At 66.8% G+C, this 16,821-nt stretch carries 9 protein-coding genes; 7 read left to right on the top strand and 2 right to left on the bottom strand.

Annotated elements, in window-relative coordinates; translation table 11 throughout:
* The first annotated feature begins 225 nt into the window (after window positions 1-225).
* Window positions 226-1,875 carry a PucR family transcriptional regulator gene (locus tag K8W59_RS19685; protein WP_223396676.1) on the top strand — a complete coding sequence of 550 codons (1,650 nt, stop codon included), beginning with the start codon at window positions 226-228 and terminating at the stop codon, window positions 1,873-1,875.
* A 52-nt stretch (window positions 1,876-1,927) separates the two neighbouring features.
* Here the strand turns inward: K8W59_RS19685 and K8W59_RS19680 are convergent, their stop codons facing one another.
* Window positions 1,928-3,094 (bottom strand): low temperature requirement protein A, encoded by a 1,167-nt coding sequence (locus K8W59_RS19680; protein ID WP_223396675.1) that lies wholly within the window; start codon window positions 3,092-3,094, stop codon window positions 1,928-1,930.
* A gap of 161 nt (window positions 3,095-3,255) precedes the next feature.
* Between K8W59_RS19680 and K8W59_RS19675 the strand changes: the two genes are divergently transcribed.
* Entirely contained in the window at window positions 3,256-5,622 is a 2,367-nt protein-coding gene (locus tag K8W59_RS19675) for an ATP-binding cassette domain-containing protein (RefSeq protein ID WP_223396674.1), read from the top strand.
* A 95-nt stretch (window positions 5,623-5,717) separates the two neighbouring features.
* Complete coding sequence (locus tag K8W59_RS19670) at window positions 5,718-6,011, top strand: hypothetical protein (protein ID WP_223396673.1); 294 nt, start codon at window positions 5,718-5,720, stop codon at window positions 6,009-6,011.
* A gap of 541 nt (window positions 6,012-6,552) precedes the next feature.
* Here the strand turns inward: K8W59_RS19670 and K8W59_RS19665 are convergent.
* Window positions 6,553-8,010, bottom strand: a complete 1,458-nt coding sequence (locus K8W59_RS19665; RefSeq protein WP_223396672.1) for a hypothetical protein — start codon at window positions 8,008-8,010, stop codon at window positions 6,553-6,555.
* Between the two features lie 212 nt (window positions 8,011-8,222).
* On the opposite strand from K8W59_RS19665, the gene K8W59_RS19660 reads away from it, so the two are divergent.
* Genes K8W59_RS19660 through K8W59_RS19645 form a run of 4 tightly spaced genes read left to right on the top strand, consistent with a single transcriptional unit; the run spans window position 8,223 to window position 16,258 of the window.
* Entirely contained in the window at window positions 8,223-10,178 is a 1,956-nt protein-coding gene (locus tag K8W59_RS19660; RefSeq protein WP_223396671.1) for a hypothetical protein, read from the top strand.
* Complete coding sequence (locus tag K8W59_RS19655) at window positions 10,178-11,779, top strand: class I SAM-dependent DNA methyltransferase (protein WP_223396670.1); 1,602 nt, start codon at window positions 10,178-10,180, stop codon at window positions 11,777-11,779. Before K8W59_RS19660 ends, K8W59_RS19655 begins: the two co-directional genes overlap by 1 nt.
* Window positions 11,776-13,026 (top strand): restriction endonuclease subunit S, encoded by a 1,251-nt coding sequence (locus tag K8W59_RS19650; RefSeq protein WP_223396669.1) that lies wholly within the window; start codon window positions 11,776-11,778, stop codon window positions 13,024-13,026. Before K8W59_RS19655 ends, K8W59_RS19650 begins: the two co-directional genes overlap by 4 nt.
* A gap of 1 nt (window position 13,027) precedes the next feature.
* A complete protein-coding gene (locus K8W59_RS19645; protein WP_223396668.1) occupies window positions 13,028-16,258 on the top strand; it encodes a type I restriction endonuclease subunit R in 3,231 nt (1,076 codons plus the stop codon).
* Window positions 16,259-16,821 lie beyond the last annotated feature (563 nt).

Genomic DNA, 16,821 nt, shown 5'->3' with positions numbered 1-16,821 from the left:
GGTTCGAGTGCACAACTCCCTTCGGGTGGGTGCGCTGGGCAAGGGGTACGGTGAGCGCGACGCTGCCCCCGAGAGTTGATGAGGACCGATGAGCTCTCACGGACTCGGACTGGATCCCGGGATACGTCCGTGCTGCATGTACCGAGGCGTCGCCGCTCAGCGCGACGACCTGTGGGGTCCCTACCGCACAAGGGGATCCCGGGCGGGCCGGCCAGGGATCACGAGATGACCGTCTGCGAGCCCGCCACAACCGGAACCGTTGTGCCAACCGGCGAGCTGGATCTGCGGCGTGCCCTCACCGGCCTCGATGGGCTGCTGGTGATGTCCATGGCGATGATGCAACGTCACGACGTGGACGAGGTCATCAACGTCCTGAAGCGTGAGGTCGAGTCGGTGACCGGCTGCCAGTTGGTTCACGTCACCTTCCAGCGGGACCGGGAGTGGATCACCCTGCCCCCCGGGGAGCCAACGGAGCCGGCGGAACCGAGCCCCTCAACCGGTGAACGGGTATTCGTGCAGGACAACGGCGACTCCTGGACGTCGACGACGGCTGTGGCGGTCGTGAACGGCGCCCCGGGGCACCTGGTCCTTCGCAGCTTCGCCCGGCCCGACCCCGAACAACTGTTCGTCATCGAACGGTTGGGCGATCTCCTCGGGACGGCGCTCAAGGACGCGCAGGTGCACGAGCGCCACCGCCGACGCGCCCACGAACTCGATGCAGCCAATAACGAGATGGCGCGCACCGTCGCGGCGCTGCAGCACCGTGAGGGGGTGCTTGAGGAGTTCGCCCGACTATCCACGACCGGGACTGAGCTCGACGTGGCCACCACACTCAGCCGGCTCACTGGCTCCGCTGTCGTGCTGCGGGACAGATTCGGGCACGAGACGACCCGGATCACGGTTGCCGGCCGGTACCAACCGGTCCTCGAGCGAACCTCGCTCGAGGAGGTCATCGGCGGACGCCCCGAACTCGGCACGATCGAACTGGAGGTGCCACCGGACAAAGACCGAGACGACGCATCATTCGCTCTGCGGTACGCGGGCGTCGCACTGGGGCTGCTGAGGGCTAAGGCCGCAGCGATGAATGAACTGGAGAACCGACTGAGTCGAGACCTCCTCGACGACCTTCTTGAAGGGCTCCCGGCCGACGTTGCCGTGGACCGGGCATCCGCTCAGGGCCACGACCTTGGCGTTCCGCACGACCTGATCGTGTGCGCGTGGTCCTCCGAGCGGGGTCACCGCGGGCACGACCGCGACGTCGATCACCTCCGGATGGCCATGGCTCGTCAGCGACTGCCCGGCTTGGTCGTCCGGAACCGGGGACTGGTCGTCGCCCTCGCCCATCGAGGTGTCGACATGGGCCGCTTGTTCGACGACTTGTCGCGCGCCTACGGCGACACCAACGGTGTGATCGCCAAGGGGGAGCCGGCCAACTCGCCGGAACAGATCCCACGTGCGTATGAGCAAGCCCAACGAGCACTCAGGGCTCGTCAGCAGTCCCACAATCCGTATGGCTTCATCGCCTACGCCGACTTGGGAGTAGACCGGCTGCTCGCCCTCGACGGCAACGCTGAGGAAGTCGAGCGCCTCATCAGGGACTGGCTCGGCGACCTATTGAGCTACGACCGTCGCCACGGCACCGAGCTCGTCCCCACGCTAGCGGCCTACCTTGACCACGGGGGCAAGTACGCCGACACGTCAACGGCGCTCACCATCCACCGCAACACACTGCGCTACCGAATCAGCCGCGTCACCGAGATCTCGGGCCACGACCTCAACGACGTCGAGGCACAGCTCAACCTCCACCTGGCGACACGCGCGTGGCGACTGCGCCGTGCCTCCGTCGGCGAGCCCCTGCGAAACGCCGACCGGTGAGGTAGTCCCGAGCCGTAGTTGCGAGAGTCTGCGCGGCGATGGCACTGGACGATCAGGAGTCGTCGACCGGGCCGATCGCCGGGTGGTGCCAGAGTTCCCAGCTGGTGTGCAGCAAGCAGACGAGGGTTAGCCCGGCGAGCGCCGCCACAGCAGGCGCCACCACCGCGACCGGGATCAGCGAAGCAGCCCCCACTGCGGCCACGAGGCGACCGGTGGCGAGCTGGTGGTGGTCGCGCCATCGGTAGGCGACGTCGCCGACGTAGAACATCGCGACGCCACCGGCCAGGGCGACGGCCGGCAACAAGCGGAGTGGTTCCCCCGGTGCCGCGACTGCTTCGTGCACCCCGAGAGCGAAGAACACCACCCCGGCCACGAGCGGCAGATGCAGGTAGCTGTAGGAGTCGCGCGCGAGCCTCGACCGCTCCCGATCAGTGGTGCCGCGCAGCCGTCGTTCGGCACCGCCGCGCAGATAACCGAAGTAGGACCACCACAGACCGGCCGCGATCAGCACGGCGAGGAGGACGGCCGTCACAACACTCGGGCGCGGAAGAGCGGCTTCGGCGCCAGCGCCTACCCCGACGATCGCCTCACCCAGCGCGATGATGATGATCAACCCGTGCCGCTCCACGAAGTAGGCAGGTGTCACGCTCCAACCGGTGGTCCCGACCAGGACCGGCCCCGACAGATCCATCACCGCGGCCACGATCCACAGCAACTCTCGTTCCGGCGTGTCGAAGAACGCCGCGGCCACCAGCACTGCCGGGCCGGCGAGCAGGGTGGGGACTAGTCGCAGCGCGGCCGAACCCACGTCCGCCTCGCCCCGCACGTCAAGAGCCAGCAGCACGACGTGGATCAGTCGGACCGCCAGGAATGCAAGCGCAAAGACCAGCGCCCGCGCGCCGAACGCCTGCGGCAGCGCGACCGCGGCCATCAGCATGGCCGCCATCGCGAGAAAGAGCAGCAGGCGAGGCCCGGGTCCGTCGTGGTCGGAGGTGTTCGTCAGCCAGGCGTAGCAGGCCCACGCCCACCACATAGCAGCGAGCGCCAGAATCCCGCGGCCGAACCCCGCCCAGGAGATGTCCGCGAGCATCAGTTCAGTGACCTGCGACAACGCGTAGACGAAGACCAGGTCGAAGAACAACTCCAGCGTTCCGACCGACCGATCTGCCGTGTCTTCGGCTGCTTGCTCATCCGCATTGCCGAGATCATCGTCACGCATTCGGTGCTCCTCACCCACTCGCCGACCTTGATGCTCGCGTACGCCAACTCACAGTGGGCTTCGGAGGGCGGGCCCGTTTCGCCGTGGGGGTCTCAAGCACTCTTCGGGGAACGCGATACTTCGTTGTAGAGCAAACCGAGAGCGACCGACAGGGGCAGCACGTGACCACCGATGCGACCGATGGCTTTGTGCGTGTCCGCGGTGCCAATGAGAACAACCTGCGCAACATTGACGTGGACATTCCTCGCAACGTGATGGTGGCGTTCACCGGGATCTCTGGGTCGGGGAAGTCGTCGCTGGCCTTCGGAACGCTGTACGCCGAGGCGCAGCGCCGCTACTTCGAGTCGGTCGCGCCCTACGCGCGCCGGCTGCTGCAGCAGGTCGGTGCCCCGCACGTCCAGGAGATCACCGGCCTGCCGCCTGCGGTCGCGCTTCAGCAGCGCCGGGGCGCGGCCACCTCACGCTCGTCGGTCGGCACCATCACCACGCTGTCCAACCTGCTGCGGATCCTCTACTCGCGGGCCGGCGATTACCCGGCTGGTGCCGATCACCTCGCGGCCGAGGCGTTCTCGCCCAACACCAGCGCGGGCGCGTGCCCACGCTGCCACGGCCTGGGCGTCGTCCACGACGTCACTGAGGAGCTCCTAGTCCCGGACCCGTCACTGAGCATCCGTGAAGGGGCGATCGCCGCCTGGCCGGGCGCGTGGCAGGGCGCCAACCTGCGCAGCATCGTGATGGGGCTCGGCATCGACGTCGACAAGCCGTGGCACAGTCTCAGGAAGCGCGACCGCGACTGGCTGCTGTTCACCGACGAGCAGCCCTCGGTGCTCATCGAGCCGGAACCAGGTCGCGTCGACCACGGCTACTACGGGAAGTTCTGGAGCGCGCGCAGCCACGTCATGCACGTGCTGGCCGACTCCACGAGCGAGCGGATGCGCGAGCGGGCCATGCGGTTCGTGGAGGAAGCGCCCTGCCCGGATTGCCAGGGCAGTGGACTACGGCCTGAGGCCCTCGCGGTGACCTTTCTCGGGCGTTCGATCGCCGAGGTCAACGACCTGCCCTTCACAGCGCTGGTGGCTCTGCTGCGTCCGGTCGCTGAGCGGCCCGCGGGTGCCGACGTAGTCGCGGCGCGGATCTGCACTGACCTGGTCACGCGCGTCGAGGTGCTCCTCGATCTGGGCCTGGGTTATCTCAGCCTGGGACGGAGCTCGACGACGCTGTCGCCCGGAGAGGCGCAGCGCCTGCGGATCGCCACCCAGCTGCGCTCGGGCCTGTTCGGAGTCGTCTACGTCCTGGACGAGCCCTTCGCCGGCCTGCACCCGGCCGACGCGGAGCCGCTGCTGGATGTCCTGGACCGCCTCAAGGCGTCCGGCAACACACTGTTCGTCGTGGAGCACGACCTCGACGTCGTACGACGAGCAGATTGGGTCGTCGATATCGGCCCGGGTGCGGGCGAGGCCGGAGGTCGAGTGCTTCACAGCGGCCCTGTCGCGGGCCTGGAGGACGTGACTGAGTCGGCCACCAGCGCCTACCTGTTCGGTCGCGCTGAGCGGCTCGTCCACGATGCGCGGGGCCCGCAGGGCTGGCTGCGACTGACCGGCGTAGATCGCCACAACCTGCGCGACCTGTCTGTCGATATCCCGCTGTGCGTGCTCACCGCCGTCACCGGGGTGTCCGGGTCCGGCAAGTCGACCCTGGTCACCCAGGTCCTGGCCGAGGACCCGACTGCTCGTGAGTCATTCGACCGACTGGTACTGGTCGATCAGCGCCCGATCGGCCGGACGCCGCGGTCCAACCTCGCGACGTACACGGGGATGTTCGATGCCGTGCGGAAGTTGTACGCCGCCACGGACGCGGCCCGGGCCCGCGGCTACGGCGCCGGCCGCTTCTCCTTCAACGTCGCCGGGGGCCGCTGCGAGACCTGTCAGGGCGAGGGATTCGTCTCCGTCGAGCTACTGTTTCTGCCTGGCACCTACGCTCCCTGCCCGACGTGCCACGGCAATCGCTACAACCCCGAGACGCTCCAGATCACCTACCGCGGCAAGAGCATCGCGGAGGTCCTCGACCTGTCCGTCGACGACGCCACCACGTTCCTGGCCGACGTACCGGCCGCCGCACGCAGCCTCCGGACGCTTCGCGAGGTGGGTCTGGGCTACCTGCGACTTGGACAGCCGGCGACCGAGCTCAGCGGCGGGGAGGCACAGCGCATCAAGCTCGCCACCGAGCTCCAGCGCGCTCACCGCGGCCATGCCCTCTACCTGCTCGACGAGCCGACCTCCGGACTCCACCCCGCAGACATCGCTCTGCTGCTGCGCCAGCTGCACCGGCTCGTCGACGCCGGCAACACGGTGGTCCTCGTCGAGCACGACCTCGACGCGATCGCCACCGCGGACTGGGTCATCGATCTCGGTCCGGCCGGAGGAGATGCCGGCGGTCGGGTTGTCGCGACCGGCACGCCGGCCGACATCGCGAGGGCCGAGGGCAGCGCGACCGCGCCCTACCTCTCGCGGCGGCTCGAGCGGACATGAGCTGGGTGCGGGCGGCCGGTGTGCCGTCAGGCTGCCGCGCGGGCTCGGAGGCATCACGCCAAGAAGAATCCGTAGATGTCATGAAAGATGAAGGCATGACTGTGTATCTCGCTTGGACCTCGGAGAACCTGCCTGACCTGGAGGGGCCGTGGCACGAGGCTCGGCTTGTGGCGCCCGGGCTGGTCGCCGTGGACAGCACCGAATCGCTGTCAGCGGTCTATCACGCGATCAAGTGGTCCCTGGAGGGTGAGGCTTCGCTGATCGTGGTCCCCGTGCACCAGACGCCCAAGTCGCGGGGCATGGCTGCTGGCACCACTAGGTGGTTGCGTCAGCGGACTGCAAGGCAACCGCCCGGTGCGAACATCCGGGGCCTCACGTCAGCCGATTGAGCTGTCCGGGCTCCCAGACCACGAGGGCTGCCAGGTTGGTTCTCCCACCTCAGGGAACGAGGATTCACGTAGGTGGGTGATGGACACGGGAAGATTGAGACCGGGGAGCGGCGCCCGCAACCGGGAAGGGCCCCGCGCGGACTCCCCCTGCCCCGGGGACGCCGCCCGATCAGCGAACCTCAAGCGGGACCTGAGCAGGCCAGCCCGCTGACCAATGCCCGGGCGTCCCGGATGACCCGTCCGCGAAGCTCGCCGGTGACGGGGCGCTCTGCGGGGAGAGCTCGTGTCCGGACCGGCCGACCTTGACGGCAACCACGCAAATGGCCGATTTCGTCAAGGTCTCCCGCGGGCGGGCCCTCAATCCTTCGTGCATCTCGACATCTGTCGAGATGCAGCGAAGATTGACAACTCGCTGTCGAGATGCAGTGAAGATGAGGCGATCGAACTTTCGCCTCAAGAACACTGAATCGGTAGACATTGAGGCGTCGGCGGCCGCGCTGGGAGAGTCCAGCGCGGCCGCCGACGGGTGAGCATCTCGGGCTCAGGCGACTCCGGCGCTGTCGGAGGTGGAGTTCTCAGCAGCGATGTCTGTGGCCTCGAGGGCGACGCCGGACAACGCGTCGAGCGCCTGGTTAAGCAACCTCTGCATGCTCGACTGGACGCTGTTGCACTCCTTGTCGATCTTGTCCGCGTTCTTGCGGATCGACCCGGACGCGGTCCGGATCGAGTCGATGCGGGTCAACTCGATGACGGCCTGCTGGATGCACTCCTCTGCCGTTTCGATCCCCTCGACATCCCGACGTGAGGAGGCGACGACTGCGCTCGTCCGCACGAGTTGCACGACGGTGCGCAGAAGGTCGACCTGGTCACGCTCAGGGTCGAACGCCATCACGATTCGGCGGGGGCCGAGCACTCGGATGGCCTGGTCGCCGTTCTGGTTGGCCGCGGGCACGAGACCGATTGACGCGGCTGCGTCACGGTTCCGCTCGGCCTCGTCCAGATAGTCACCCCATGCGCGACGGGCCGTTGAGTCGTGCATCTCCACGACGACGCGCGCAGCACCGCCGGCGATCGTGAGCAATCCGTCGCCCTTGCGGCAGTTCGGGATCACGCCCACGGTCGTGCCGGTCTCGGCGTACTCGTCGCCCAGCCCAGCGGCGATGCCGTCCATGACCCTGTTCACGGCCGCCTCGTAGGTGCTGCCCTTCAGAGGGGTGACGCTCGCGGTCTTCGCGGCCGCTTCGTTCGCGGCCTTCTGGACCTCGACCGCCTTGGCCAGCTCGTCGACCTTGCCGACGAGGGCCAAGTGGTTCTTGTCCATCGTGTCGGTCAGCGTCTTCTGCTGGTCGGCAAGTACCTTCGCCTGCTTGGCGAACGGTGACGTCGGGTCGTCGGGGTTGAACTGCCGGCTCACCTTTTCCAGGAGCTTGTCGGTCTGCTCGAACGCCTGCTGACCGATCTTGTGGCCGGCGGCGTCGAGCACAGGGCCGAGCTTGGCGAGCAGCTCGGGGCTCTCCCCACCGAAGAGCTGCTCGACCGCCCCTCGCATCGCCTTGGTCGAGGCCGCCACGGTCTCCGCAAAGTCCTTGCGGTAGGCGGCCTCCGCCTCGACCAGCGCCTTTCGCGCGGTCTCAGTGGCCTTGCCCATCGTCTCCGCTGCACCTGCAGCCGCCTTGGCCGTCACCTCCGCGGCGGCCCCCGACGACTCGACGGTCTTCGTACCGACCTCAGCGACCAGCCGCTCCAGTTCGAAGGTGTCCTGCGCGTGGCCAGCCGACGCGATCGCTCGGGCGCCGACCGCGAGTGCCTGGGATACGAACGGGCCGAGGTCGGCATCAGCCAGGTCGGCGGCCGCGACGGAGGCCGCGCGGCGTCCGCTGGACCAGCGCCGTGCCTCGTTCACGACGTCGGAATCGGTGACTTCCAGATGGTCGATGACCACTGCGGGCGTGGACGCGTCGAAGAACGCCGACGGTGCCGGCATGTCGTGGTTGGTCATGTCCTGCTCCTTGTCTCTGGGTGACGGCGGCGGCCGCCGTCGGTGTGATCAGAGCGTGGTCGAGGGGTTCGGAGTCCGCCGACTGGTGACCCTGATAAGTGGGGTTATCAGCGACTACGATCCGTCGGTCAGAGAACTGCCCTACCTTGAACCCGACGCCGCCGACAGAGGTCGAGGCGAAAGCAGCGAGTCCAAGGAGACAGGAGGAAGCGATGCAGCGCCGATCGACGCTCCAGCTGACCCTGTCCTCTACTGCCCGCCTTGCGAAGGTGCAGCGCGCCGTCGTGTCGATGTGGCGCAACCGCCCCGTCGAGGGTCAGCCGTTCCCTGAACCGGTCGCAGTCATTGGCGGACAGGAGCGGTTCGACGCGTTCGAGGTGGCCGATTACCTCGCCCGTACCGGGCGCGGCAACAACCCCGACGTTCGCGCCGACCTGGCTGCTCACGCCAGCTTCGAGCCACCCAGTGACCTCGGGGACGAGATGTTGTTCGACGGACTGACCGCGCTCCTGTGTCTCGCTGTCGCTGAATCGGAGCCTCTCAGTGACAGCGACGCCGCCGAGCTCGTGAGCAGAGCTCGCGACCTGGACCCGGACGACTCCGTCGTGCAGCGGGAGATTTCCGCGCTCGGTATGCGCGCCACCGACGTGGCAGCCCGCGCGGAGGACCTCGCCGACGCCGCGTTCTCAGCGAAGGCTGCTTTCGAGGCGATACTCCGGGATCGACTTCACCACGGCCTGAGTGGCCACTCCGCGGTGGCACTCCATGCTGACGTCGTGAGTGTGATCGCACAGGTTGCGACCGCACTTGCCAACGACGCCGGCTGGGAGACGCCGGTCTTCGTTGACGTGACCGACGGAAGCGCGGATCTGCTCCTCGCTGTGGTGGCCGCATCGCAGGCGGACACCGCGCCCAGCGTCGGCACGGTCACCCTCGACACGTTCACAGCGCGGCTGGCGCGGCGGCGACTCCGTACCCACGACGTGCACCGCGTTGACATCGCAGTCGAGGAGGAGAGTCACGACATCACCGTGCCTCCCGGGTTCGATGGTGCGATCCACGTCCTCCATCTGCCCGCTCCCTCCGACCCGAGCCTGTCGGACGCCGAGTTGCTCGATGTCGTGGGAGACCTGGAGGTCCAGTTGGCTGACGATGCCCGTGCGGTCGTGCTCGGCCCCGCCTCTGCTCTGATCGACAAGCCACGCAGCGCGGATGTCGACCGGGCTCGCGACGCCATCCTCCGGGGCGGGAGATTGCGCGCCGCCGTTCGGCTGCCCAAGGGCCTGATGGTGCGTTCCCCGCGCCGAGCTCTTGCACTGTGGGTCCTGGGACCCGCGCACCCGGACGTACCGATCGCGGAACGAGCAACGGTCGTCGGCGACTTGTCGCACGAGGCTGTGACGCCGGACATTGCGGCTGATCTCGTCTCCGACGTCCTCACGGCGATGGCAAGTCCACGGATGGCGAGCCGCCGCGCACTCCGCTTCGCCCGCCTCGTCCCGACCTCGGCGCTCGTTGTCGGACGTCGGGCACTAATCGAAGGACCGGTGGATCACCGTGGCGGCGAGCGGCGGACCCTATCTGCACTCGTCGCATCCCGACACTGCCGTGCGGTGTCGGGAAGCCGGATCCGATCGCAGGATCTCGTCACCAGCGGTCGACGCGTGGTGGGAACCGCCGAACTGCTGGGCGAACTTCCGCTCGGCGGCCGATGCGTAGACCCAGTTGTGTTCCCGACTGCCTATCCCCGTGCTCAGTACACCGAGCCTGGTGACGTCGTCTTCTGCACCTCGCCCCGGATAGCTGCATGGACCGATCGCGACGGCGGTTCCGTCGTGCTCAGCCCCGCCCGCGTCTTGCGCATCGTTGACGACCCAGAGCGTGGGCGCGCACCTCTGCTACCTGATGTTCTCGCGGCGGATATCAACGCGGTGGCGACAGCCTCCCGAGCCCAGCCGCTCGCCGACACGAGGGATTGGCGGCGCTGGTCCATCCGGTTGGTGCCGCGGCAGCAGCTCGATCCCCTTGCCGACGCGCTCGCCGACATACGTGCCCGACGCGGGGACCTCATGGCCGAGCTCACGGAGCTGGACCGAGAGAGCGAGGCAGTCATCGCCCGCTACACAAACCTGACCGATCCCACCGATACCCGAGAGGGAGACCACTGATGCCTCCGAAGAAGAAGGCCGATCCGCAGGCTCCATCGACGAGCAAGGAACTCAAGGAGCTCCTCTGGAAGGCCGCCGACAAGCTGCGCGGCTCGATGGACGCGTCGCAGTACAAGGACGTCGTCCTGGGCCTGATCTTCCTCAAGTACGTCTCCGACGCCTTCGACGAGCGGCGAGCGCAGCTGCGTGAGGAGTACGCCGGCTACGGACTCGACGAGGAGCGTCTGGCGGCACAGCTCGACGACATCGACGAGTACACCGCGCACAACGTCTTCTTCTTGCCGCCGAACGCACGATGGGGCTACCTCTCTGCGAACGCCAAGGGCCTGCCGGCACGATCGATCGGTCAGCTGATCGACGACGCCTTCAACCTCATCGACGGAGCAAACCCGAGTCTTAAGGGCGCCACCCCGCGCGGCTACAACCGCGACGCCGTCGACCAACGACGCCTCGGCGAGCTCGTCGACCTGTTCAACAACGCCCGCTTCTCGGGTCAAGGCGCGTCGAAGGCTCGTGACCTCCTGGGTGAGGTCTACGAGTACTTCCTCGAGAAGTTCGCACGCGCCGAGGGCAAGCGGGGTGGCGAGTTCTTCACCCCCCAGAGCGTGGTCCGCACGTTGGTGGAGGTACTCGAGCCGACGAAGGGCCGCATCTACGACCCGGCGTGCGGGTCGGGTGGCATGTTCGTCCAGGCGGAAAAGTTCCTGGCCGCGCATCACATGGACAAGACAGCGCTATCGATCTTCGGCCAGGAGCTCAACGAGCGCACCTGGCGTCTCGCCCGCATGAACCTTGCCATCCACGGCCTTAACGGCAACCTCTCTCCGGTGTGGGGTGACACGTTCGCGAACGACCATCACGCTGGCGAGCAGATGGACTACGTGATGTCCAACCCGCCGTTCAACATCAAGGACTGGCATCGACGCGAGGACGACAGCAGGTGGCGGTACGGCGTCCCGCCGGCAGGCAACGCCAACTACGCCTGGATCCAGCACATCCTCAGCAAGCTGAAGTCGGACGGTAGTGCGGGCGTCGTCATGGCGAACGGATCCATGTCATCCAACTCCGGCGGGGAGGGAGACATCCGCGCCCAGATTGTCGAAGCCGACCTGGTGTCCTGCATGGTCGCGCTGCCGACACAGCTGTTCCGCAGCACCGGTATCCCGGTGTGCGTCTGGTTCTTCGCCAAGGACAAGTCCGCAGGACCGAAGGGCGCGACCGACCGCACGGGCCAGGTGCTCTTCATCGATGCCCGGGACCTGGGCCACATGGTCGACCGGGCCGAGCGCGCGCTGTCGGACGACGACATCGCCAGGATCGCGAACACCGTTCACGCGTGGCGAGCCACCGCGTCGGCTGCCGAGCAAGGTCTCAGCTACGAGGACGTCCCAGGCTTCTGCAAGTCGGCCACCTTGGCAGAGATCAAGGCCTCCGACTACGCGCTCACGCCCGGGCGGTACGTCGGCGCCGCTGAGGCCAAGGACGACGGAGAGCCAATTGAGCAGAAGATCAAGCGGCTCACCAAGGAACTCATCGCCCACCTCGACGAGTCATCGCGCCTAGACGCCGCTGTGCGGGAGCAGTTGGGGAGGATCGGATGACGCTCGGCACAAAGACAGGTGGCCGTGACGCGACCCAGGGCGTCATCGAGGGCCGGTACGCCCTGAGCGTCGGGAGGCCGAACCGATTGCCTGAACCGCCTGGCTACGTATGGACCCCGCTGAGCCAGGTCGCTCGCTTGGAGAGCGGACACACGCCGAGCAGGTCGAAGCCCGAGTACTGGGACGGCGAGATCCCGTGGATCGGGATCCGCGACGCCACGGGGAACCATGGCAAGACGCTCCAGTACACCGGCCAGACGATCACCCAGGCCGGGTTGGACAACTCCTCCGCCCGTCTTTTGCCGGCCGGGACCGTCTGCCTGTCGAGAACTGCGTCTGTGGGCTACGTCGTCCAGATGGGCGTGCCCATGGCGACCAGCCAGGACTTCGTCAACTGGGTGTGCGGACCCGATCTCTCACCTGAATATCTGAAGTACGTGCTGCTCTGCGAGCAGGACAGCATCCGCAGGTTTGCTCACGGCACTACGCATCAGACGATGTATTACCCGGAGGCGAAGGCCCTCTGTGCGCTGCTGCCAGAGCGACCCGTCCAGGACGCAGTCGTGGAGGTGCTCGGGGCGCTCGACGACAAGATTGCCGCCAACGCCAGATTGATCGACGTCGCCGATGAACTTGCGACCGCTCGGTTCGAGAGCATGTTGGGTGACACCGGGAAGCCCCTGAGTTCACTCGCCAGGTTCGTCAACGGCAAGGCGTTCACGAAGAATGCGAGCGGTACGGGGCGTGTGGTCATCCGAATCGCGGAGTTGAACTCCGGGATCGGCAGTTCGACCGTCTACAACGACATCGAGGTCGCAGACGATCACCTCGCGCGTCCTGGCGACCTGCTGTTTGCCTGGTCTGGGTCCCTAACCGTGCAGCGCTGGTTCCGACCGGAAGGCATCGTCAACCAGCACATCTTCAAGGTGATTCCAACGGAGGTGCCGATGTGGGTTGTGAAGGGTGCGCTCGGCCGGAAGCTGCGCGATTTCCGAGCCATCGCGGCGGACAAGGCAACCACCATGGGGCATATTCAACGACGGCACTTGGACGACATCGTGCCGGTGCCGGACGACGCAGCAATCTCTAGACACGACGCCGCGATGGCAGCGCTTTGGGATCGGGCCCTGGCTGCGGAAGAAGAGTCGCTCAGGCTCGGCGTCACGCGCGACGTTCTGCTGCAGCAGTTGATGTCAGGAAGGCTCAAGGTCAAGGACGCGGAGAGCGTCGTCGAGGGAGTGGTCTGAGATGGCGGACTTCACGGGTTACACAGAAGCCCAGTGGGAGGATGGAGCGATAGAGCTTCTCGGCGAGCACGGCTGGCGCCCGATCCGCGGCAAGGACCTGGCGCCCGGATCCGGCGAGCGCGAGTCGTGGGATGAGCTGGCCATCCCTTCGCGCCTCCTCGATGCCCTGCGGCGGCTCAACCCGCGGGTGCCGGTGGAGTACCTCAAGCAGGCCGCGGCGGAGATCCTTCGACCCACGTCGACGGACGCGATCACGGAGAACCACCGGGTCCACCGGTTTCTGGTGGAGGGCTACCGCGGCCTGTCGTGGATCGATCCCGATGGCACCGAGCAGCACCCGACCGTTCGGTTGGTCAGCACCGATCCCGCGGACAACGACTGGGCGGTTGCCAACCAGGTCATCGTCCGGCAGAAGGACGTCGAGCGCCGCTTCGACCTGGTGCTCTACTGCAACGGCATGCCGATCTCGATCATCGAGCTCAAGAAGGCCGGCTCCCAGGCGGCCGATGTCGCCGCGGCGCATGCTCAGCTCGGGACGTATGTCCGCGAACTTCCGTTGTGCTTCCGGTTCGCCGTCTTCACGGTGGCGACTGACGGGGTCCTCGCGAAGTACGGCACGCCGTTCACACCGCTCAACCACTTCTCACCCTGGAACGTCGACGAGGACGGCAAGCCGCTCGAGTTCGGCGAGACCACGGACCTGGCAACGCTCGACGCGCTCGGCACCGGCCTCGACCACCTCATCGATGGCGTCTTCAACATGGAGCGCTTCCTCCAGCTGCTGCGCAGCTTCACCGCCTTCGACAGCACCGACGCCGGTCTGGCCAAGCGCATCGCCAAGCCGCACCAGTACTTCGCGGTCAACAAAGCGGTCTGGCGCACCGTCGAGGCGATGGGCTCCAACGGAAAGGCCGGCGTCGTATGGCACACCCAAGGCTCCGGCAAGTCCATGGAGATGGAGCTCTACACCCACTACGTCCAACGTCACTCGCGACTCGGCAACCCCACGGTCATCGTGGTGACCGACCGCACCGAACTCGACGGGCAGCTCTACGACGCCTTCAAGGCCAGCCAACTGCTGCCGTCTGAACCCCGACAGATCACGAAGCGTGCGGAGCTCCGGAGCGAACTGACGGACCGCACGACCGGCGGCATCTATTTCACGACGCTGCAGAAGTTCGGGCTGTCTCCCGAGGAGAAGAAGGCGGGCAAGACTCATCCGCTTCTCACCGACCGCCGCAACATCATCGTGATCGTCGATGAGGCTCACCGCAGCCACTACGATGACCTCGACGGGTATGCGCGTCACCTCAAGGATGCGCTCCCGAACGCCACCCTGATTGCCTTCACCGGCACGCCGATCTCCTTCTCCGACAAGAACACCCGTGCGGTCTTCGGCGACTACATCGACGTCTACGACCTGAGCAGAGCCGTCAACGACGGCGCCACCGTCCCGGTCCACTTCGAGCCGCGCCTGATCAAGGTCGGCCTCGCCGAGAACGTCACCCAGGACGACCTGGACGCCGCGGCCGACGAGCTCACCACAGGCCTCGACGACGTCGAACGTGACCGCATCGAGAAGAGCGTCGCGGTCGTCAACGCCGTCTACGGTGCGCCGGTTCGCGTCGAGCGGCTTGCCGAGGACCTCGTCGCGCACTGGGAGGCGCGGCGGGCGGTGATGGAAAAGTTCATCGGCGGGTCTGGCAAGGCGCTCATCGTCGGAGGCACCCGCGAGATCTGCGCCAAGATCTACGAGGCAATCGTCGCGCTGCGTCCCGACTGGCACTCCGACGAGCTCGACAAGGGCAAGATCAAGGTCGTCTATACCGGCGATCCCTCCGACGTACCCCCGGTTTCGAATCACGTCCGGCGCGAGTCGCAGAACAAGGCGATCAAGGCCAGGCTGAAGGATCCGGACGACGAGCTGGAGATCGTCATCGTCAAGGACATGATGCTCACCGGCTACGACTCTCCGCCGCTGCACACGCTGTACCTCGACAGGTCGCTCAAGGGCGCGCTGTTGATGCAGACGCTTGCTCGGGTCAACCGCACCTTCCGCGGCAAGAAGGACGGTCTGCTGGTCGCCTACGCCCCGCTCGCGGAGAACCTGCACGCCGCTCTTGCCGAGTACTCACCCGACGACCAGCGGAACCAGCCGCTCGGGAAGGACTTCAGCGAGGCGGTGCAACTTGTCCGCGAGATTCTCGGCAAGCTCGACGAGCTCGTCGCCGGGTACCCGTGGCGCACCGTTTACTCCGACCGGTCTTCGCGGGGCGATTCGAAGGCGTACGCCTTCGTCGTGACGAAGCTGGTCGCATATCTCCGCGACCCCGCCACACCGGGGAACCAGCTCCCGGAGAACGCCGATGAGGAGGCAGAGACGCTGGCGGCGGCGTACCGGCGGCTGTCGACTCACCTCGCGCGTGCCTGGGCCTTGTGCGCCTCGTCGGGCGAGCTCGAGGACGTGCACGCGGACGCGAAGTTCTACGAGGAGGTCCGCGTCTGGATGGCCAAGCTCGACGCCGACGACCGCCAGTCGCGGGGGGAGGCCATCCCGGCCGACATCCAGCGGCTTCTGGGCGCGCTCATCGCCGACAGCACGGTGACCGGCGAGGTGCTCGACATCTACGAGGCGGCGGGGATGCCGAAGCCGAGTCTGATGGACCTGGGTCCCGCGTTCGTCGAGCAGGCCCAAGCCGCAGAAAACCCACACCTGGCGATCGAGGCTCTGCGCGACCTGGTCGCCAGCGAGTCGATCGCGGCGACTGGCGGGAACGTCCTGCGTCAGCGGGCCTTCTCAGATCGGATCGCCGACCTGATGAGGAAGTACACCAACCAGCAATTGACGTCCGCGGAAGTCATCGCAGAGCTCATTGAGCTGGCCAAGGACATCGTGGCCGAGTCTGAGCGCGGCAAGCGGTTCGAGCCGCCACTGGTCCCAGATGAGCTCGCGTTCTACGACGCGGTCCACCGCAACGAGTCCGCGGTCCTGGAGCTCGGTGACGACACGCTTGCCCAGATCGCACGCGATCTGGTCGCGACGATGCGTCGGGACATCCGCACCGACTGGACCGTCCGCGAAGACGTCCGAGCGAAGATGCGCACGACCATCAAGCGGCTGCTCATCAAGTACGGCTACCCGCCCGACCAGCAGGCCGGCGCGATCAAGCTCGTCATGGACCAGATGGAGGCAATGGCCCCGCGGTTCGCGCAGGAAAGCTCGGATGGCTGAGCGGAGCGGCGTCCCACGACGGTCTCCCAGGATCTGCGGAAGACGCTCGACGTCCAGTTCAAGATCCGCGACAACGACGTCTTCGAGAAAGCCCTCGGCTACGTCCGGGAGTACTACCGACCTTCTCGCTGGCCGGTTCGGGCCGACGGCGGATACATGCTCAACAGCCATTCCAGCCGAGCTACTTCGGTCTGGACTTCGCGCTTGGCACGATAGGTAAGGCCATCGGCCAGCAGTTGCCGCTGATGCCCCTGGATGGCTCGCGCAAGTTTGCCGGCGATGCTCACCGCGCGTTTGCGGCACGTGTTGGAGCAGTAGAGCGGTGGCCTGCCTCGGCTGTTGGACCACTTGAGGCGCCGGCCACACGCGGGGTTGTCGCAGGCTCGCGCTACGGGGATGGCGGCTGGTACGCGGACCATCTGACGACTGTCGGACACTGGCCGCTCTCCTCTCCAGGTGCACGGCGCAGCCGCTGTGACCTGCACTAATGTGCCAATAGGCGGTCGCATAAGGGCGTTAATTGTGCATCGCCAGCGGGTGATCTGACAAATGTGGCCGCGGGA

This window comes from Nocardioides rotundus, from assembly GCF_019931675.1.
In the GTDB taxonomy this organism is placed as follows: domain Bacteria; phylum Actinomycetota; class Actinomycetes; order Propionibacteriales; family Nocardioidaceae; genus Nocardioides; species Nocardioides rotundus.
This window is presented reverse-complemented; position numbering and strand designations above follow the sequence as displayed.